This window comes from Variovorax beijingensis, from assembly GCF_007828835.1.
Lineage (GTDB): Bacteria > Pseudomonadota > Gammaproteobacteria > Burkholderiales > Burkholderiaceae_C > Variovorax > Variovorax beijingensis_A.
The window spans coordinates 211,910-230,458 of record NZ_VIVL01000007.1 but is presented as its reverse complement, the minus strand read 5'-3'; the positions used below and the strand labels follow the sequence as shown (position 1 = coordinate 230,458).

The window sequence follows — 18,549 nt, the reverse complement described above, 5'->3', positions numbered from 1 at the left end:
GGCGGGGCGGAGGCGGAAGCGGGGGCCATGGTTTAACCTTGGCGCCAAGCTCCTCCCGCACCGTTCCTTCGCATCACCACCGGCATGAAAACCAGAGTCCAGTTCCGCCTGCGCATCTACAGGGACGACAGCATCGCCATCGGCCCCGGCAAGATCGCCGTGCTGGAGGCGGTGGCGGAAACCGGCTCGATCTCGGCCGCGGCGCGCCAGCTGGGCATGTCGTACCGGCGTGCCTGGATGCTGATCGATGAGATGAACCACGCCCTGAGTTCCCCGGCCGTGAACACCGCGGCCGGCGGCTCGCGCGGCGGCGGCACCGCGCTCACCCCGGTGGGCGAGGAAATCGTCAAGCACTACCGTGCCATTGAGAACGCCGCGCGCCTGGCCACGGCGGCCGACGTGCGCGCGCTGACGCGCCTGCTGGCACCCTGAACTGTTCCACGCGCTGTATCCGAAGGGATATCGGCGCCATCCTCCTGCACCTGCCACGGACGCCCCTGCGTGGGGGAAGGTCCGTTCGTGCAACAATTGCGTTGTATCTTCATGAATACGACGAACTCCCTCATCGCCTCGGCCGACTGGTTCCCGCTGGTGCTGTCGCTCAAGGTGGCCGCGGTCGCGACCCTGCTGGCGCTCGTTGCCGGCGTGGCGCTGGGCTGGGTGTTCGCGCGCAAGCGGTTCCCGGGCCGCATGGTGCTCGAGGCGGTGTTCATGCTGCCGCTGGTGCTGCCGCCCACGGTCATCGGCTATGCCATCCTGGTGGCGGCGGGGCGCCACAGCCCGCTCGGCAGCTGGCTGCGCGAGCATTTCGACTACAGCATCATCTTCAGCTGGCATGGGGCCGTGGTGGCGTCGGCCGTGGTGGCGCTGCCGCTGGTGCTGAAGTCGGCCAGCGCCGCTTTCGCGGGCGTGGACCGCTCGCTCGAAGCCGCCGCCAGCACGCTGCGCCAGTCGCCGCTCTCGGTTTTTCTGCGCGTGACGCTGCCGCTGGCCTGGCCCGGCATCCTGGCCGGCACCCTGCTCGCGTTCGCGCGCGCCATGGGCGAATTCGGCGCCTCGCTGATGGTGGCGGGCTCCATTCCGCAGCAGACCCAGACCCTGTCGATGGCCATCTACGACGCGGTGCAGGCCGGCCACGACGACCTCGCGCTGCTGCTGGTGGTGGTGACCTCGCTGCTGTCGGTCACCGTGCTGGTGCTGTCGAACCGCTTCTTCTCGCTGCGCTGAGCGATCCACTCCCCAACCAGGAAAACCAGGAAACCCGTCCATGCGTGCGTTGCGTCTTCTTCTGCCTCTTGTGCTGGCCATGGTGCTGCCGCTGGGCGCGGCGGCCCAGCAGATCACCGTGTCCGCGGCCGCCAGCCTGACGGACGCGTTCAAGGAGCTCGGCCCGAAGTTCGAGGCCGCGACGCCGGGCGCCACGGTGCGCTTCAATTTCGCGGCCTCGGGCGTGCTGCTGCAGCAGATCGGGCAGGGCGCGCCGGTCGACGTGTTCGCAAGCGCCGACCAGGAGACCATGGGCCGCGCCGCCGAACAGAAGCTCATCGATGCGGCCACGCGCCGCAACTTCGCGAGCAACGCCCTGGTGCTGATCGAGCCGGCCAAGGGCGCGGCCGGCGTCAAGTCGCTGCAGGACCTTTCCGGCGCGGGCGTCCGGAGGATTGCCGTCGGCAAGACAGCCACCGTGCCGGTCGGCCGCTACACACGGCAGGTGCTGGAAGGCGCGGGGCTCTGGAGCGTGCTCGAGCCCAAGTTCGTGCAGGCCGACAGCGTGCGCCAGGTGCTCGACTACGTGGCCCGCGGCGAGGTCGAGGCCGGCTTCGTCTACCGCACCGATGCGGGCGTGATGAGCGAGAAGGTCCGGGTCGCCTTCGCGCCGGCGGCCACCATGCCGGTGACCTACCCGGTCGCGGTGGTCGCCGACAGCCGCCAGAAAACCCTGGCCGGCGATTTCGTGGCCTTTCTTTCCAGCGACGCCGCGCGCGAGGTGCTCGCGCGCCACGGCTTCGGCAAGCCATGATCGACGTCGACCTGAAGCTCACGGTCACCGACGGCACGCGCCGCTTCGACCTGGCAGCGCGCTTTGCGACGGACGTGCCTTTTGCCGCGCTCTACGGCCCTTCGGGCGCGGGCAAGACGCTCACCTTGCAGGCCATCGCGGGACTGCTGCATCCGTCCGCGGGCCATGTGCGGCTCGACGGCCGCACGCTCTACGACTCCGCCCGCGGCATCGACGTGCCCGCGCCGGCGCGGCGCATCGGCTATCTGTTCCAGAACTACGCGTTGTTCCCGCACCTGTCGGTGCGCGAGAACGTGGCGTTCGGCCTGACCGCCTGGCACCGGCGGAGGCTGCCGCCGCGCGAGGCCGAGCGGGTGCAGGCATTGCTCGAAGGCTTTGGCCTGGCGGCGCTTGCCGACAGCCGGCCGCAGAAGCTCTCGGGCGGCCAGCAGCAGCGCGTGGCGCTGGCCCGCGCGCTGGCCTGCCAGCCGCAGGTGCTGCTGCTCGACGAGCCCTTTGCCGCGCTCAACCCCATGCTGCGCAGCGAACTGCGCCGCGAACTCGCGCAGGTCAGCCGTCAATGGGGGATTCCCGTGCTGATGATCACGCACGACATCGAGGACGTGCTGGCGCTGGCCGACGTGGCCTTCGTCTACAGCGACGGCCAGGTGGTGCGCGAGATCGACCTGCACAACGCGCAGAGCCGCGATTTCGCGCTGCGCGAGGCGGGCGGCGTGCCGGCCGCCGAGGCTTCGCCGCTGCATCGAAAGCTGCGCGGCCTGCTGCTGCAGGATGCCGGATGCCCCTCAAGCTGAAAGCGGCATGCGGCGGCGCTACGATCGCCGCATGAATCCTTCCATCGACGTTGCCGTCGTGATGCGCCGCGAGCGCGTCGAGAGCCGCTGGCAGTCCTGGCGCTGGATTCTCGAAAGCGTCGGCCCCGACCAGCCCGGCTTCGGCACCGAGCCGCGCCTGCTCGAGGCGAACGAGAGCGCGCAGCGCTGGCTGCACCCCGGCTTCAAGACCGAGCTGTTCCGCGACGACGTGGAGGGCTACCACCTGAACGCCACCACGCCCGCGCCCTGCTGGTTCGTGCTGTGGCGCATGGAGGAAGAGCCCACGGTGGCCGACGAGCCGATCGCGCGGCCGGTGGTGGTGAGCCTCAGCTACAACGAGGCCGGCCGCTGGCTCGACGCGCAGGAAACGGTGGAGCAGGTGCCCGCGCCCGAGGAGGTGATCGAGTGGATGCGCGGCTTCGTGCAGGCGCATTACGTGATCGAGCCCAAGCGCCGCAAGCGGCCCGAGAGCTTCCGTCCGCTGGTCGACCGCTTCGGCAATGCGGCCAGCGTGTCGACCGAGAAGAAGCGCGGGCGCGGAGCGGGCGATGTCTGAGAATTTCTTCGACCGCTGGTCGCGCCGCAAGAAGGAAGCGCGCGAAGAGCTCTCGCCTCCTCCCGCCGTGCAAGAGGTGGAAGAGGCGGCCGGTGCGCGCGTCGAAACCCCAACGCCTGTGACCGCAGCTGCGAGCCCCGCGGCCGGCCTTCCCGCCGAAGGGCAAGCGGAAATCCCCCCGCCCACGCTCGCCGACGCACAGGCGCTCACGCCCGAGTCCGACTTCCGGCCCTTCATGGCCAGGAACGTCGCGCCAGAGGTTAAAAACACGGCATTTAGAAAGCTCTTTGCCGACCCGCAGTTCAATGTGATGGACGGCATGGACACTTACGTCGACGACTACTCCCAATCGACGCCGATTCCCGACAGCGTGCTGCGCCAGATGGCCAGCGCCAAGTTCCTCAGGCTGTTCGAGCACGAGGAAGAGGCCGAGGCGCAACAGCAGGAACCCGCTGTCCCCGCGGAAACCCCGCAAGGCGCCGCACCGCCGGACGTGGCACAGTCCCAGCCTCCGGAGGAATTCCTCCCCAGCCAGCAGGTTGCAGATGCGCAGCCCGCAAGCCAGAAGACCGATGACCACAACGCTGATCTGCGACTGCAACCAGACGATGCCGCTCGAGCCGAAGACGCTCGGCGCGGCGCTGGCTGAGCCGCTGCCCCTTCATTCCACCCTGTGCCGCCGCGAGGCGCCGGCTTTCCAGCGCGCCATCCGCTCGGGCGACGACGTGGTGGTGGCCTGCACGCAGGAGCGCAGGCTGTTCACCGAGCTGGCCGAACAGACCGAGGGCGCAACCTCGCCGATCCGCTTCGTGAACATCCGCGAAACCGGCGGCTGGAGCCGCGACGCCAAGAGCGCGAGCCCCAAGATCGCCGCGCTGCTGGCCGCGGCCCACCTGCCCGAGCCCGATCCGGTTGCGACCGTGAGCTACGCGAGCCGGGGCCGGCTCTTGATCGTCGGCCCGCTCGATGCGGCCGAGAAGGCCGCCGCGCTGGTGGCCGATTCGCTGCAGGTCTCCATCTTCTCCACCGGCCCCGGCGCCGCCGGCGGCGCCCAGGAACGCCGCTGGCCCGTGATGGCGGGGCGCATCGCATCGCTCACGGGCTGGCTCGGCGCCTTTTCGCTGCGGTGGACGCGCGACAACCCCATCGACCTCGATCTGTGCACGCGCTGCAATGCGTGCCTGAGCGCCTGCCCCGAGCAGGCGATCGGGCTCGACTACCAGATCGACATGGCGAAGTGCACCTCGCACCGCGACTGCGAAAAAGCCTGCAGCGTAGCCGGCGCCATCCACTTCGGCCGCGCGTCCGAGGCGCTCGATGCCGAGTTCGACCTGGTGCTCGACCTGGGTGCGAACGCGCTGATCGACTGGCATGCGCCGCCGCAGGGCTATTTCCACCTGGCCGGTGGGCTGGCGCATGCCGAGGGTCTGTCGACCGTGCTGCGCCTGCGCGAGCTGGTGGGTGAATTCGAAAAGCCGAAATTCTTCGACTACAAGCAGAAGCTCTGCGCCCACAGCCGCAACGAGGTGGTGGGCTGCAACGCCTGCGTCGAGGTCTGCTCGGCGCATGCCATCTCGAGCGACAAGGAGCGCCAGCGCATCGTCGTCAATCCGCAGCTGTGCGTGGGCTGCGGCGCCTGCACCACCGTGTGCCCGACCGGTGCGCTGGGCTACACCTACCCGCGCACGCCCGACCAGGGCCGCAAGCTGCGCACGCTGCTCGCCACCTATCTTGGGGCCGGCGGCCGCGACGCCACGGTGCTGCTGCACAGCGAAGAGGGCGGGCAGGTGCTCATCGAACAGCTCGGCCGCGCGGCCCAGCTGGGGCGCGGCAAGCGCGACGGCCTCGCCGGCGTGCCCGCGCACGTGCTGCCGGTGGCGCTCATGCATGTTGCGAGCACCGGCATCGACCTGTGGCTCAGCGCCATCGCCTTCGGCGCCTCGCAGGTGGCGGTGCTCGCCATCGGCGAGGAGGCGCCGCAATACCTCGAAGCGCTGAAGAAGCAGATGGCCGTCGCGCAGGCGCTGCTGACGGGCCTGGGCTACTCCGGCACCCACTTCCACCTGGTCGAGGCTGGCACGCCGGCGGCACTCGATGCGGCCCTGGCGGGCCTGCGCGCCACGCGCCAGCGCGTGCCCGCCGCTGCCGCGCGCTTTGCCGTGGGCGCCGAGAAGCGCGGCACGCTCGAGATGACGCTCGACCACCTGATGGCACAGGCGCCGGCGCTTTCGGCGCCGCCTGCCGATGCCGCTGCAGCGCTTGAAATCGCACTGCCCGCCGGCTCCCCCTTTGGCGCGGTCACGGTCAACAGGGACAGCTGCACGCTGTGCCTGGCCTGCGTGAGCGCCTGCCCCGCGAGCGCGCTGCAGGACAACCAGAATGCGCCGCAGCTGCGCTTCATCGAGAAGAACTGCGTGCAGTGCGGGCTGTGCGCAACCACCTGCCCCGAGAACGCGATTGCGCTCGTGCCGCGCCTGCTCGCCGCCCCCGAGCGCAAGCAGCCCGTGGTGCTCAACGAGGCCAAGCCCTGGGCCTGCATCCGCTGCGGCAAGCCCTTCGGCACGCAGAAGGCCATCGAGGCGATGCTCGGCAGGCTCGCGGGCCACGCCATGTTCCAGGGCGAGGCGCTCGAGCGGCTCAAGATGTGCAGCGACTGCCGGGTGATCGACCTGTACAGCGCGCAAAACGAAATGAAGATCACGCAGCTATGAGCGAATTTCCTCCCATGACCTCGGCGCTCGACGAGGAGATCGCGCGGGCCGAGGTCTACGGCCTGCTCGCGCGCCTCTGGTATGCGGCGCCCGACGCCGAGCTGCTCGGCGCCTTCGGCGTGGCGCCCACCGAGGCGCCCGCGGCCGGCGCCTTCCTCGAGGAGCCCTGGCGGCAGCTGGTCGGCGCGGCGCGCGGCACCGACGCGGCCGCGGTGCATGCCGAGTACGACGCGCTCTTCGGCGGCATGGGCAAGCCCGAGATCTACCTGTTCGGCTCGCACTACCTGAGCGGCTTTCTCAACGACAAGCCGCTGGCGCAGCTGCGCACCGACCTGGCACGGCTCGGGCTCGCGCGCGGCGAGGCCGTGTCCGAAAGCGAAGACCATGTTGCCTGCCTGTTCGAGGTGATGCGCTACCTTATTGCCGGCGACGACGCGGCGGTGGCCAACCTCGCGCAGCAGCAGGCTTTTTTTGCCACCCACCTGCAGTCGTGGCTGCCGACGCTGTGCGATGCGGTGGCCCAACATCCGAAGGCGCATTTCTATGCGTCGCTGGCCGGCTTCACCCGGGCCTTCGCCGAGGTCGAAGTCCAGGGCTTCGACATGCTCGGTTGATCGTTCAAAGGAAGAGCTTGATGGTCGGGAATAAGGGTCTCGACTAGTATCCAGATGTATGCAAATCGGTTCATATCTGGTTTGTCCCCCAGCCACTCCTGGAGATCACATGCAGGACAGCCAAGCGGCCGGCACCCAGCCGGCCTCGCGTCGAGGTTTCTTTCTAGGTGCCGCCGGCGCCGGTGCCGCGGTTGCCGCGGTTTCGGTGCTTCCGAAGATGGTCGACACCCCCGCGGCGGCCGTCGAAGCCGCAGCGCCCGCGGCGAAGCCCGCGCCTGAAAAAGGCGGCGGCTATTCGCTGAGCGAACACGTCAAGCGCTATTACAAGACCGCTTCGGCCTGAAGCGGAAGATCCAAGATGTTGCTGACCAAGAAAACAGCCCCCGCGAACGGTGTCTCGCGGCAAGGGGAGCGCGAGTCGTCCTCCCCCTTCATTCACAGCCTGCGGCGCGGCCTTTCCGGCGCGCTGCCCACCATGGACCGGCGCGCGTTCCTGCGGCGCTCCGGGCTTGGCGTGGGCGTGGGCCTGGCCGCGGGCCAGCTCACGCTGATGCGCAAGGCCGAGGCGGCCGGCGATGCGCGGCCCGCCGCGATCGGCGCCGGCAAGGTCGAGATCAAGCGCACCGTGTGCTCCCACTGCTCGGTCGGCTGCGCCTCCGATGCGGTGGTCGAGAACGGCGTCTGGGTGCGCCAGGAGCCGGTGTTCGATTCGCCGATCAACCTTGGTGCGCATTGCGCCAAGGGTGCCGCACTGCGCGAGCACGGCCATGGCGAATACCGGCTGCGCTATCCGATGAAGCTGGTCAACGGCAAGTACGAACGCATCAGCTGGGACACCGCGCTCGACGAGATCACCGCCAAGCTGAAGGAACTGCGCCAGGCCAGCGGACCCGATTCGGTCTATTGGATCGGTTCGTCCAAGCACAGCAACGAGCAGTCCTACCTGCTGCGCAAGTTCGTGAGCTTCTGGGGCAGCAACAACTGCGACCACCAGGCGCGCATCTGCCACTCGACCACGGTCGCGGGCGTCGCGAACACATGGGGCTACGGCGCCATGACCAATTCGTACAACGACATGCGCGGCGCCAAGGTGGCGATGTACATCGGCTCCAACGCCGCCGAGGCGCATCCGGTCAGCATGCTGCACATGCTCCATGCCAAGGAGCATGGCTGCAAGATGATCGTGGTCGATCCGCGCTTCACGCGCACCGCGGCCAAGGCCGACGAGTACGTGCGCATCCGCTCGGGCTCCGACATCGCCTTCCTGTTCGGCATCCTGCACCACATCTTCAAGAACGGCTGGGAAGACAAGCAGTACATCAACGACCGCGTCTTCGGCATGGACAAGGTGCGCGAGGAAGTGCTGGCCAAGTGGACGCCCGACAAGGTCGAGGAGGCCTGCGGCGTGAAGGAGGCCCAGGTGCTCAAGGTGGCGACCTGGCTCAACGAGAACCGTCCCGGCACCGTCGTGTGGTGCATGGGCCAGACGCAGCACACCATCGGCAACGCGATCGTGCGGGCCTCGTGCATCCTGCAGCTTGCGCTCGGCAACGTGGGCAAGTCGGGCGGCGGCACCAACATCTTCCGCGGCCACGACAACGTGCAGGGCGCCACCGACGTGGGCCCGAACCCCGATTCGCTGCCCGGCTACTACGGCCTGGTCGAAGGCTCGTGGAAGCACTTTGCCGCCACCTGGGGCGTCGACTACGAATGGATCAAGGGCCGCTTCGCATCGCCCGCGATGATGAGCAAGCCCGGCATCACCGTGTCGCGCTGGATCGACGGCGTGCTCGAGAAGAACGAGCTGATCGACCAGGACTCGAACCTGCGCGGCGTGTTCTATTGGGGCCATGCGCCCAACTCGCAGACGCGCGGCCTCGAGATGAAGCGCGCCATGGACAAGCTCGACCTGCTGGTGGTGGTCGACCCCTATCCTTCGGCCACCGCGGCCATGGCGGCGATGCCCGGCAACCCCGACGACCTCAACAAGAACCGCGCCGTCTACCTGCTGCCCGCATGCACGCAGTTCGAGACCAGCGGCTCGGTCACCGCATCGAACCGTTCGATCCAGTGGCGCGAGAAGGTGATCGAGCCACTGTGGGAAAGCCGCAGCGACCACATGATCATGCAGCAGTTCGCCGACCGCCTGGGCTTCGGCAAGGAACTGAGCAAGAACTTCAAGATGCAGAAGGTCAAGGGCATGGACGAGCCCGTGCCCGACGACATCCTGCGCGAGATCAACAAGACCTGCTGGGCCGTGGGCTACACCGGCCAGAGCCCGGAGCGGCTGCAGGCGCACATGCGCAACATGGGCGCCTTCGACGTGCGCACGCTCAAGGTGAAGGCCGGCGTGAAGGACAAGGTCAACGGCTACGACCTCACGGGCGACTACTTCGGCCTGCCGTGGCCTTGCTACGGTACGCCCGAGCTCAAGCACCCGGGCTCGCCCAACCTCTACGACACCTCCAAGCACGTGATGGAGGGCGGCGGCAATTTCCGCGCGAACTTCGGCGTGGAGCGCGACGGCAAGAACCTGCTGGCCGAGGACGGCTCGCACTCGCTGGGCGCCGACATCACCACCGGCTACCCCGAACTCGACCACGTGCTGCTCAAGAAGCTGGGCTGGTGGGACGAGCTCACCGAGGCCGAGAAGCCGAAGGCCGAAGGCAAGAACTGGAAGACCGACAGCTCGGGCGGCATGATCCGCGTGTTCATGAAGAACCACGGCTGCCATCCCTTCGGCAATGCCAAGGCGCGCGCGGTGGTCTGGAACTTTCCCGACGCGATCCCGCAGCACCGCGAGCCGCTCTACGGCAACCGGCCCGACCTCATGGCCAAGTACCCGACGCACGACGACAAGATGGCGTTCTGGCGCCTGCCCACGCTCTACAAGAGCGTGCAGCAGAAGAACATCGCCGACAAGGTGGCCGAGAAGTTCCCGTACGTGATGACATCGGGCCGCCTCGTCGAATACGAGGGCGGCGGCGAGGAAACCCGCTCGAATCCCTGGCTCGCCGAGCTGCAGCAGGAGATGTTCATCGAGATCAATCCCAAGGTCGCGGCCGAGAAGGGCATCCGCAACGGCGAGCGCGCCTGGGTGCACACGCCCACCGGCGCCAAGCTCAACGTGCAGGCCCTGGTGACCGAGCGCGTGGGCCCGGACACGGTCTTCATGCCGTTCCACTTCTCGGGCCATTGGCAGGGCGCCGACATGCTCGGCTACTACCCCGCAGGTGCCGCCCCCGTGGTGCGCGGCGAGGCCATCAACACCGGCACGACCTACGGTTACGACAGCGTGACCATGATGCAAGAGACCAAGACCACGGTCTGCAACGTGGAAAAGGCATAAGGTAAAGCAATGGCACGAATGAAATTTGTCTGTGACGCCGAGCGTTGCATCGAGTGCAACGGCTGCGTCACGGCCTGCAAGAACGAGAACGAGGTGCCCTGGGGCGTGAACCGCCGCCGCGTGGTCACGCTCAACGACGGGGTGCCGGGCGAGAAGTCGATCTCGGTGGCCTGCATGCACTGCTCCGACGCGCCCTGCATGGCCGTGTGCCCGGTGCAGTGCTTCTACCGTACCGAAGAAGGCGTGGTGCTGCACGACAAGGACGTCTGCATCGGCTGCGGCTACTGTTCGTACGCCTGCCCGTTCGGCGCGCCGCAGTTCCCGTCGCAGGGAACCTTCGGCGTGCGCGGCAAGATGGACAAGTGCACCTTCTGCGCCGGCGGCCCCGAGGCCAACGGCTCCGAAGCCGAGTTCGAGAAGTACGGCCGCAACCGGCTCGCCGAAGGCAAGCTTCCGGCCTGCGCCGAGATGTGCTCGACGAAGGCGCTTCTGGCCGGCGACGGCGACGTGGTGGCCGACATCTTCCGCACCCGCGTGGTCCAGCGCGGCAAGGGCGCCGAAGTCTGGGGCTGGGGCACCGCCTACGGCTCGCAGCAGGCCGGTACCCCGCCGGCCGGCGGAGTGCGCAAATGAAGCGGCCGGGCCTCGTCTTCGCGGGCGCTGCGCTGGCCGCAAGCTGCCTCGCGGCCTGTGGCGAGAAGCCGCAGACCAACGCACAGGGCGTCAAGCACGACGCCGTACCCTGGAGCGGCACGGGTACCCAGGAGAACGCCGGCACGGTGTTCACAGCGCCCGGCTGGAAGGTCGGCGACAAGACCGCCTGGCAGCAGCAGCTCAAGACCCGCGCGCAGAACGGGCAGAACGAATACAACAAAGAGAACTGAACGGAGAGCCCATGAAGCAAGCGCTGACCGCTCTCGTTCTTCTTGCCGCGCTGGGCACGGCCTTCGCGCAGGCGCAGCCGCCGGCCGCCCCTGGAACGACGTCCGCACCCGCCGCGCCGGAACCCGCCGCGGGTGGCATCCGCGGCCAGAACATCTTCGAGGTCAAGCCCGAAGCCAGCGCCGACCCCAACTACGCGAACCAGACCAATGGCGAGCGCATGAAGGTGCAGCCCGGCAACAACGCGCCGATGTGGCGCCAGGTGGGGCAGGGCGTGACCGGCTACAGCAGCCTGCCGAAAAGCCAGGCGCCCGAGGCCGGCAACCTGATCCAGCCTTTCGTGCAGTACCCCGGTTCGCGCCTCACCAATGCCGGTGAAGCCTGGCGCCAGGTGCGCAACGACTGGATCATTCCCTACGGTGCGGCGCTGCTGTTCGTCGTGCTGCTGGCACTGGCCATCTTCTATTTCACGCGCGGCCCCATTCGACTGCACGGCCAGGAGACCGGCCGCAAGATCGAGCGCTTCACCCCGTTCGAGCGCGCCACGCACTGGTCGAACGCCATCGCGTTCGTCACGCTCGCGCTCTCCGGCATCGTGATGGCCTTCGGCAAGTTCTTCCTGATGCCGTGGATGGGTGCCACGCTCTTCGGCTGGATTGCCTACGCGCTCAAGAACGTCCATAACTTCGTCGGGCCGCTGTTCGTGGTGACGACGGTGTTCATGGTCTTCACCTTCATCCGCGACAACCTGCCGCGCGCCAGCGACCTCCAATGGCTCGCGCGCTTCGGCGGCCTGTTCGGCGGCAAGGAAGTGCCGTCGCACCGCTTCAACGCGGGCGAGAAGCTGGTCTTCTGGGGCGGCGTGCTGTTCCTCGGCCTCTTCGTCATCGGCTCGGGGCTTTTCCTGGACAAGCTGCTGCCGGGCTTCGTCTACACGCGCGGCGAGATGCAGGTGGCGCACATGGTCCACGGCATCGCAACCCTGTTGATGATCGCGATGATCATGGGCCACATCTACATCGGCACGCTCGGCATGACAGGCGCCTACAAGGCCATGCGCACCGGCTATGTCGACGAGACCTGGGCCAGGGAACACCACGAACTCTGGTACGACGACATCGCCGCGGGCAAGATCCCGGCGCAGCGCACGCCGTCGGCCGGCTCGGCCGCAGCACCGGCCGCGCGGCCCGTGAGACCCGTTGAAGGAACACCCTCATGAAGCTGCCGTTGAATTTCCCTTGCGCGTCGCTGCTGGTGCTCGCGCTGGCCGCGCCCGTTGCATGGGCCAAGCTGCCGCCGCCGCCCGCCACCCCCGAGGCCAAGGCCAAGGCCGCCGAAGCCGCCGCCAAGACCGCCTGGAGCGGCAAGGTCGATGCCTTCAAGCTCTGCCAGGCGCAGGACCGCGTCGCGGCCAAGTACCGCGCGAGCGCCGCCGCGGCCGGCAAGCCGGTGCCCGCGGCGCCTGCCACGCCGCCCTGCGCCGACCCCGGCCCCTTCGCCTTCACGCCGCCGGCGGAAGCCAAGCCCATCGAGGCCTCGGGCGCGCATTCGCCGGCCACCACGGCTGCATCGCCGCCGAGCACCGCGCAGCCTGCCGCCACCACCAATCCCACGCCGAAGGCGCAGTGACGACGCCGTTGTCGTTGCCGCTCCCGCGTCTCACCCAGGCCCGCGCCGCGCTGACGCGCGAGGTCGAGGTCGTCGACGAGCATGGCGCGCGCGGCACCGTCTCCATTCCCGCCGAGCGCGACCTCACGGTGTACGTGGACCGGCGCGAACTCGTCACGCTGATGACGCTCGGCGCCCAGCCCGAACTGCTGGTGCTGGGCTATCTGCTGAACCAGCGCCTGATCGAAGCGGCCAGCGACGTCGAATCGGTCACGGTCGACTGGGAGGTCGGCGCCGCCGCCGTCAGGACGCACGCGGGCATCGACCGCATCGAGGAGCGCACCGCCAAGAAGGTGGTGACCACCGGCTGCGGCCAGGGCAGCGTGTTCGGCGACCTGATGGCCGACATCGACAAGCTCCAGCTGCCGCCCACGCGCATGACGCAGGCACAGCTCTATGCGCTGGTCAATGCGATCCGGCTCCAGGAGAGCACCTACAAGTCGGCCGGTTCGGTGCACGGCTGCGCGCTGTTCACGCTGGAGCCCGGCGGCACCGAGGCCACGATGCACTGCTTCGTGGAAGACGTGGGCCGCCACAACGCCATCGACACCATCGCGGGCTGGTGCGCCATGCAGCCGCCGGGCGCGCTGGCCGGCGACCGCGTCTTCTACACCACCGGCCGGCTCACGAGCGAGATGGTGATCAAGTCGGCGCAGATGGGCGTGCCCATCGTGGTCTCGCGCAGCGGCATCACGCAGATGGGCCACGAGGTGGCCACGCGCGTGGGCCTGTGCGCCATCGGCCGCGCGACCAACCGGCACTTCGTCTGCTACGCGGGCGTCGACCGGCTGGTGCTGCAGCCGGAACTCGCGCGCCGCAGTCCGGCCTGAGGCCTTCACCCTACTCGCGGTAAGCCCCTGAAAGGCCCCGGCCGCACGCACGTCGGCTATCGTCTCGCCCATGAATGCCTCCTTCCGCCTTGGCTGGCGCACCTTGTGGCGCGACCTGCGCGCCGGCGAACTGCGCCTCTTGATCGTTGCCGTCGTGCTGGCCGTGGCCGCGCTCACGGCGGTCGGCTTCTTTGCCGACCGGCTGAAGGGGGGCCTGCAGCGCGATGCGCGGCAGCTGCTCGGCGGCGACGCGGTGGTCGTGAGCGACAACCCCACGCCTGCGACCTTCATCGCGCAGGCCCGCGCATTCGGGCTCGAGGGCTCCGGCACCTACGGCTTCCCGACCATGGCGCGAGCCGACGACGCCCAGGGCGGCGCGAGCAAGCTGGTGGCCCTGAAGGCCGTGACCGCGGGCTATCCGCTGCGCGGCAACCTGCAGACCGCAAGCGCCCCCGATGCGCCCGGCAGCATCACGCGCGACATTCCGCCGGCGGGCGAGGTCTGGGTCGATGCCTCGCTGCTCGATTCGCTCGCGCTCAAGGTGGGGGACGCGCTTCTTCTTGGCGACAGCAGCTTGCGCATCGGCCGCGTGATCACGCTGGAGCCCGACCGCGGAGCGGGCTTCATGAGCTTTGCGCCGCGCGTGATGATCAACCAGGCCGACGTGCCGCGCACCGGCCTCGTGCAGCCTGCGAGCCGCGTCGGCTACCGCTATGCCGTGGCGGGCGAGAACGCGGCCGTCAAGCGCTTTTCCGACTGGGCCGAGGCCACCATCAAGAAGGGCGAGCTGCGCGGCGTGCGGCTCGACTCCTTCGAAGGCGGCCGCCCCGAGATGCGCCAGACGCTGGACCGCGCCGAGAAATTCCTGAGCCTGGTCGCGCTGCTCGCGGCGCTGCTGTCGGCCGTGGCGGTGGCGCTGGCCGCGCGCGGCTTCGCGGCCAGCCACCTGGACGACTGCGCCATGCTGCGCGTGCTGGGCCAGAGCCAGCGCACCATCGCGCTGGCCTATTCGTTCGAGTTTGCCGTCGTCGGCATCGTGGCCAGCAGCCTCGGCGTGGCGATCGGCTTTGGCGTGCACTACGTGTTCGTGGTGCTGCTCGCGGGGCTGGTGGAAGCGGCGCTGCCCGCGGCCACCTTGTGGCCTGTGGCCTTCGGCCTGGGCATGGGGCTCACGCTGCTGTTCGCCTTTGGCCTGCCGCCGGTGCTGCAGCTGGCCAGGGTGCCGCCGCTGCGCGTGATCCGGCGCGACGTCGGCGGGCTCAAGCCCGCGTCGCTCGCGGTGCTGGGCATTGGCGTGGCCGGCTTTGCGGCCCTGCTGATCGCGGCCAGCAGCGACCTGAAGCTGGGCCTGATCGCCGTCGGCGGCTTCGCGGGCGCGGTGGCCGTGTTCGCACTGCTGAGCTGGCTCGCGGTGAAGGTGCTGCGCCGCAGCGTCAATGAGACCACCGCGCCGCGCTGGCTGGTGCTGGCCACGCGCCAGATCTCCGCGCGGCCGGCCTACGCGGTGGTGCAGGTCAGCGCGCTGGCCGTGGGCCTGCTTGCGCTGGTGCTGCTGGTGCTGCTGCGCACCGACCTGGTCGCGAGCTGGCGCAAGGCCACGCCGCCCGATGCGCCGAACCGCTTCGTGATCAACGTCATGCCCGACCAGAGCACGGCGTTCCAGAAGTCGCTGCGCGATGCCGGCGTGAAGAAGTTCGACTGGTACCCGATGATCCGCGGCCGCCTGGTGGCCGTCAACGACAAGCCGGTGTCGCCCGACGACTACCTGGAAGACCGCGCCAAGCGCCTGGTGGACCGCGAGTTCAACCTCAGCAACAGCGTGGAGGCGCCGCCGCACAACAGCATCGTGGCCGGCGCATGGAAGCCCGATGCGCCCGGCGAAGTGAGCGTCGAGGAAGGCCTGGCCGAGACGCTCGGCCTCAAGCTCGGCGACGTGCTGCGCTTCGACATCGGCGGCATGCAGAACGATGCGCGCATCACCTCGCTGCGCAAGGTCGACTGGGGCTCGATGCATGCGAACTTCTTCGTGATGTACACCGTGGCCGCGCTGCCCGACGTGCCCGTGACCTACATGGGCGCCTTCCGCGCGCCCGAGACCCGCGGCTTCGACAACGCGCTGGTGCGCAGCTACCCCAACGTGACCAACGTCGACATGAGCGCCACCATCAACCAGGTGCAGCGCGTGCTCGACCAGGTGATCCGTGCGGTCGAGTTCCTGTTCGGCTTCACGCTTGCGGCGGGGCTGGTGGTGCTGTTCGCTGCGGTCACGGCCACGCGCGAGGAGCGCGCGCGCGAGTTCGCCGTGATGCGCGCGGTGGGCGCGCGGGCCAGCCTGCTGCGCCAGGTGCAGCGCGCCGAGCTGGCGGGCGTGGGCCTGCTGGCGGGCTTCCTCGCGAGCATCGTGGCGTCGGCCATCGGCTGGGGCCTGGCGCGCTATGTGTTCGACTTCACCTGGACGGCGTCGCCCATCGTGCCGATCGCGGGCGCGCTCGCGGGCGCCGTGCTCGCGCTGGCGGCGGGCTGGTGGGGCCTGCGCGACGTGCTGCGCAGGCCCGTGGTCGACACGCTGCGGCGCGCGGCGGAATAGATTTTTCTTTCCGCGAGGGGCGGGCGGGGCCGGGGAATGCAATACATTCCCCGGCCCTGCATTCATTCATACGAAGAGAACCCCCTTCCATGCGCTTGGCGTCATTCCAGATCACCAACTTTCGCTCGATCAACGACAGCGGCTCCATCGACACCTCGCAGATCACGGCGATCCTCGGCCGAAATGACAGCGGCAAGTCGAACCTGCTGCGCGCGCTGCACAGCCTGAACCCGGCCGAAGGCCTGGCCGAACTCAGCCCGATCAAGGACTTTCCGCGGCATCGCCGCCTCGAGGAATGCCAGGGCGACACGCCGGTCGTTGCGACGCGCTGGGCCCTCGAAGACAGCGAACGAGCCGAACTGGCGCAGATGCTTCCGCGCGCGGCCAACGTGCGCCACGTCACCGCGGGCCGGGGCTACGGCACGGCGCGCTGGAGCGGCCTCGAAGGACTCGGCGACCTCTCGCTCGACGTGTCCGACATCAAGGGCAAGGTGCGCAAGATCGTGCCCGCGGTGAAGGCCGCGGCCGAGAAGCTCGCCGAGGAGGTGCGCGCGACGCTGGAGCAGGCGGCCGACGCCTTCGACGCCGCGATGATCCTGAGCCCCGACTACATCCGATGGTCTGCAGGTGCGGTGGCGGCACTGCAATCGCTGCGCAAGGCACTGGCTGCCGCAGGCGCCGAACTCAGCGACAAGCAGGAGCAGATGCTCGCCGAGCTCGAGGACGTGGCCCGCGCCATCGCCAACGACACGCCGGCGCTCGCGAAGGCGAAGCAGTGGGTGCTCGACAAGCTGCCCCGGTTCATCTACGTGGACGAGTACCCGGCGCTGCCCGGCCGGCAGAACATTGCCGAGCACCTCGCACGCAAGGGCTGGGGGCAGGCCGCGCCCGCGCAGCGCAGCTTCGAGAGGCTCTGCAAGGCCGCGGGGCTCGATCCGCAGCAGCTGCAGGATCTGCTGGAGAAGAACGACCACGCCACGCGCAACCAGCTCGCCAACCGCGCCGGCTCCGTCGTCACCGCCGAGATCCGCCGGCTCTGGAAGGACCGTGAGCTCAAGGTGCGCTTCAATCTGGACGGGCCGTACATGGACACGCTGGTGTCCGACCCGAGCCGCGCCTACGACGTGGAAGTGAACCTCGACGAGCGCAGCCGCGGCTTCCAGTGGTTCTTCTCGTTCTACGTCACCTTCTTCGCGGACACGAAGGGTGCCGGCGATGTCATGCTGCTGCTGGACGAGCCCGGCCTGCACCTGCATGCGCGCTCGCAGGCCGACCTGCTCGCGCACTTCGAGCAGGATTTCGGCAACCAGATCATCTACACCACGCACTCGCCCTTCATGGTGCCCGTGCACCGGCCCGACGCGGTGCGCACGGCCAGCACGAGCGAAGCCGCGGGCACCACCGTGAGCAACAAGGCCGAGGGCGACGCGCGCACGCTCTATCCGCTGCAGGCGGCGCTTGCGCTGAGCCGGCTGGCGGGCGAGGCCGCGAAGCCGCAGCCAAAGGAGAGCACGGCGCGCGTCGAGGTGCCATCGCGCGAGGTCAGCGAGCCGGCGGCAAGTCTTCCCTGAACATGTGCTCGCTCGCGAAGTCCACGAAGGCCCGCACCTTCGGCGATAACTGCCGGCTCGATGGCCACAGCGCCGAGAACTGCCCCTGGCGCACCAGGTGCGTTTCGAGCACGCGCCGCAGTTCGCCGCGGCAGAGCGAATCGCGCGCGAGAAAGTCGGGCATGTAGGCCACGCCGAGGCCGGCCACCGCCGCGCCGAGCATGGCTTCCATGTTGTTGTACAAGAGGCCGGGCGGCAGCTGTGCGGGCAGGCCCGGCAGGTCCCAGTCCTCGATCCTGCCGCCGGTCACGAACTTGTAGCGCAGGCAGCTGTGCTGCGCGAGATCGGCCGGCACCTGCGGCACGCCGTGGCGCGCCAGGTAGTCCGGAGATGCGACGAGCACGAAGCAGAACGGACCGAGCCGGCGCGCCACGAGTTGCGAATCGTCCAGCTCGCCGCTGCGGATCGCCACGTCCACGCCTTCGGCGATCACGTCGACCAGCCGGTCGTTGAAGTCGAGATCGAGTTCGATCTCCGGATAGCGCGCCTTGAAGGCCGGCAGCATCGGCAGGAGGAAGCGGTAGCCGATGGTCGGCAGGCTCACGCGCAGGCGGCCGCGCGGGGCCGCCGCGGCGTCCTGCATCATCGCGCGCGCATCGTCGAGTTCGTCGAGGATGCGGCGGCAACGCTCGTGGAACATCGCGCCTTCTTCGGTCAGCCGCACATGCCGCGTGGTGCGGTGGAAAAGCCGCAGGCCGAGCTGCTGTTCGAGCCGCGCAACGTTCTTGCCCACGGCCGAGGCCGAGATGCCCAGCAGCCGGCCGGCCTTGGCAAAGCTCAGCAGGTCGGCCGCCCGCACGAAGGATTCGAGTCCGCTGAAACTGTCCATGGATTGGCAACCCTAGGTTGGGAGTGTGAGGATCAAAGGCGCCATTCTCATTCCATTGATTCCTTTCTATCTTCTGTG

The 18,549-nt window shown here is 68.9% G+C and carries 18 protein-coding genes; 17 read left to right on the top strand and 1 reads right to left on the bottom strand.

Features of this window, described 5'->3' with window-relative positions; genetic code table 11:
* The first annotated feature begins 84 nt into the window (after positions 1–84).
* From FB547_RS21050 to FB547_RS20970, 17 genes are all read left to right on the top strand, one after another.
* Positions 85–432, top strand: a complete 348-nt coding sequence (locus FB547_RS21050) for a winged helix-turn-helix domain-containing protein (RefSeq protein ID WP_021008748.1) — start codon at positions 85–87, stop codon at positions 430–432.
* 111 nt (positions 433–543) lie between these two features.
* Positions 544–1,227, top strand: coding sequence for a molybdate ABC transporter permease subunit (modB, locus tag FB547_RS21045; RefSeq protein ID WP_145745628.1), 684 nt, complete (start codon positions 544–546; stop codon positions 1,225–1,227).
* Positions 1,228–1,267: 40 nt separating this feature from the next.
* Complete coding sequence (modA, locus tag FB547_RS21040; protein WP_145745626.1) at positions 1,268–2,020, top strand: molybdate ABC transporter substrate-binding protein; 753 nt, start codon at positions 1,268–1,270, stop codon at positions 2,018–2,020.
* Complete coding sequence (locus FB547_RS21035; RefSeq protein WP_145745624.1) at positions 2,017–2,814, top strand: ABC transporter ATP-binding protein; 798 nt, start codon at positions 2,017–2,019, stop codon at positions 2,812–2,814. The genes modA and FB547_RS21035 overlap by 4 nt, the downstream gene beginning before the upstream one ends.
* Before the next feature lie 7 nt (positions 2,815–2,821).
* Positions 2,822–3,391: a DUF3305 domain-containing protein gene (locus FB547_RS21030; protein WP_062365734.1), complete on the top strand. Its 570-nt coding sequence runs from the start codon at positions 2,822–2,824 to the stop codon at positions 3,389–3,391.
* Entirely contained in the window at positions 3,384–4,040 is a 657-nt protein-coding gene (locus FB547_RS21025) for a DUF3306 domain-containing protein (RefSeq protein WP_145745622.1), read from the top strand. Before FB547_RS21030 ends, FB547_RS21025 begins: the two co-directional genes overlap by 8 nt.
* Complete coding sequence (locus FB547_RS21020) at positions 3,964–6,102, top strand: 4Fe-4S dicluster domain-containing protein (protein WP_261380347.1); 2,139 nt, start codon at positions 3,964–3,966, stop codon at positions 6,100–6,102. Before FB547_RS21025 ends, FB547_RS21020 begins: the two co-directional genes overlap by 77 nt.
* Positions 6,099–6,716, top strand: a complete 618-nt coding sequence (locus FB547_RS21015) for a molecular chaperone (RefSeq protein ID WP_145745620.1) — start codon at positions 6,099–6,101, stop codon at positions 6,714–6,716. Before FB547_RS21020 ends, FB547_RS21015 begins: the two co-directional genes overlap by 4 nt.
* Before the next feature lie 109 nt (positions 6,717–6,825).
* A complete protein-coding gene (locus FB547_RS21010; RefSeq protein WP_145745618.1) occupies positions 6,826–7,059 on the top strand; it encodes a formate dehydrogenase in 234 nt (77 codons plus the stop codon).
* A gap of 15 nt (positions 7,060–7,074) precedes the next feature.
* On the top strand, positions 7,075–10,065 hold the full coding sequence (locus FB547_RS21005; protein ID WP_145745616.1) for a formate dehydrogenase subunit alpha: 2,991 nt from the start codon (positions 7,075–7,077) through the stop codon (positions 10,063–10,065).
* Between the two features lie 9 nt (positions 10,066–10,074).
* Positions 10,075–10,698, top strand: coding sequence for a formate dehydrogenase FDH3 subunit beta (fdh3B, locus tag FB547_RS21000; RefSeq protein WP_015866837.1), 624 nt, complete (start codon positions 10,075–10,077; stop codon positions 10,696–10,698).
* Positions 10,695–10,949 (top strand): hypothetical protein, encoded by a 255-nt coding sequence (locus FB547_RS20995; protein ID WP_145745614.1) that lies wholly within the window; start codon positions 10,695–10,697, stop codon positions 10,947–10,949. The genes fdh3B and FB547_RS20995 overlap by 4 nt, the downstream gene beginning before the upstream one ends.
* 11 nt (positions 10,950–10,960) lie before the next feature.
* Positions 10,961–12,166, top strand: a complete 1,206-nt coding sequence (locus FB547_RS20990; protein ID WP_145745612.1) for a formate dehydrogenase subunit gamma — start codon at positions 10,961–10,963, stop codon at positions 12,164–12,166.
* Entirely contained in the window at positions 12,163–12,576 is a 414-nt protein-coding gene (locus tag FB547_RS20985) for a hypothetical protein (protein WP_145745610.1), read from the top strand. The genes FB547_RS20990 and FB547_RS20985 overlap by 4 nt, the downstream gene beginning before the upstream one ends.
* Complete coding sequence (locus FB547_RS20980; RefSeq protein WP_145745608.1) at positions 12,573–13,445, top strand: formate dehydrogenase accessory sulfurtransferase FdhD; 873 nt, start codon at positions 12,573–12,575, stop codon at positions 13,443–13,445. The genes FB547_RS20985 and FB547_RS20980 overlap by 4 nt, the downstream gene beginning before the upstream one ends.
* A 70-nt stretch (positions 13,446–13,515) precedes the next feature.
* The gene (locus tag FB547_RS20975; RefSeq protein WP_145745606.1) at positions 13,516–16,032 is read left to right on the top strand and encodes an ABC transporter permease; all 2,517 of its coding nucleotides are present in this window, start codon (positions 13,516–13,518) and stop codon (positions 16,030–16,032) included.
* A gap of 89 nt (positions 16,033–16,121) precedes the next feature.
* On the top strand, positions 16,122–17,603 hold the full coding sequence (locus FB547_RS20970) for an AAA family ATPase (RefSeq protein ID WP_145745604.1): 1,482 nt from the start codon (positions 16,122–16,124) through the stop codon (positions 17,601–17,603).
* Here the strand turns inward: FB547_RS20970 and FB547_RS20965 are convergent.
* Positions 17,575–18,471, bottom strand: a complete 897-nt coding sequence (locus FB547_RS20965) for a LysR family transcriptional regulator (protein WP_145745602.1) — start codon at positions 18,469–18,471, stop codon at positions 17,575–17,577. The two genes, FB547_RS20970 and FB547_RS20965, sit on opposite strands and share 29 nt — an antisense overlap.
* Positions 18,472–18,549 lie beyond the last annotated feature (78 nt).

Excerpts from the sequence above, each read along its gene's own strand:
- FB547_RS21050 (WP_021008748.1), top strand. The coding sequence starts at position 85 with ATGAAAACCAGAGTCCAGTTCCGCCTGCGCATCTACAGGGACGACAGC.
- modB (WP_145745628.1), top strand. The coding sequence starts at position 544 with ATGAATACGACGAACTCCCTCATCGCCTCGGCCGACTGGTTCCCGCTG.
- modA (WP_145745626.1), top strand. The coding sequence starts at position 1,268 with ATGCGTGCGTTGCGTCTTCTTCTGCCTCTTGTGCTGGCCATGGTGCTG.
- FB547_RS21035 (WP_145745624.1), top strand. The coding sequence starts at position 2,017 with ATGATCGACGTCGACCTGAAGCTCACGGTCACCGACGGCACGCGCCGC.
- FB547_RS21030 (WP_062365734.1), top strand. The coding sequence starts at position 2,822 with ATGCGGCGGCGCTACGATCGCCGCATGAATCCTTCCATCGACGTTGCC.
- FB547_RS21025 (WP_145745622.1), top strand. The coding sequence starts at position 3,384 with ATGTCTGAGAATTTCTTCGACCGCTGGTCGCGCCGCAAGAAGGAAGCG.
- FB547_RS21020 (WP_261380347.1), top strand. The coding sequence starts at position 3,964 with ATGACCACAACGCTGATCTGCGACTGCAACCAGACGATGCCGCTCGAG.
- FB547_RS21015 (WP_145745620.1), top strand. The coding sequence starts at position 6,099 with ATGAGCGAATTTCCTCCCATGACCTCGGCGCTCGACGAGGAGATCGCG.
- FB547_RS21010 (WP_145745618.1), top strand. The coding sequence starts at position 6,826 with ATGCAGGACAGCCAAGCGGCCGGCACCCAGCCGGCCTCGCGTCGAGGT.
- FB547_RS21005 (WP_145745616.1), top strand. The coding sequence starts at position 7,075 with ATGTTGCTGACCAAGAAAACAGCCCCCGCGAACGGTGTCTCGCGGCAA.
- fdh3B (WP_015866837.1), top strand. The coding sequence starts at position 10,075 with ATGGCACGAATGAAATTTGTCTGTGACGCCGAGCGTTGCATCGAGTGC.
- FB547_RS20995 (WP_145745614.1), top strand. The coding sequence starts at position 10,695 with ATGAAGCGGCCGGGCCTCGTCTTCGCGGGCGCTGCGCTGGCCGCAAGC.
- FB547_RS20990 (WP_145745612.1), top strand. The coding sequence starts at position 10,961 with ATGAAGCAAGCGCTGACCGCTCTCGTTCTTCTTGCCGCGCTGGGCACG.
- FB547_RS20985 (WP_145745610.1), top strand. The coding sequence starts at position 12,163 with ATGAAGCTGCCGTTGAATTTCCCTTGCGCGTCGCTGCTGGTGCTCGCG.
- FB547_RS20975 (WP_145745606.1), top strand. The coding sequence starts at position 13,516 with ATGAATGCCTCCTTCCGCCTTGGCTGGCGCACCTTGTGGCGCGACCTG.
- FB547_RS20970 (WP_145745604.1), top strand. The coding sequence starts at position 16,122 with ATGCGCTTGGCGTCATTCCAGATCACCAACTTTCGCTCGATCAACGAC.
- FB547_RS20965 (WP_145745602.1), bottom strand. The coding sequence starts at position 18,471 with ATGGACAGTTTCAGCGGACTCGAATCCTTCGTGCGGGCGGCCGACCTG.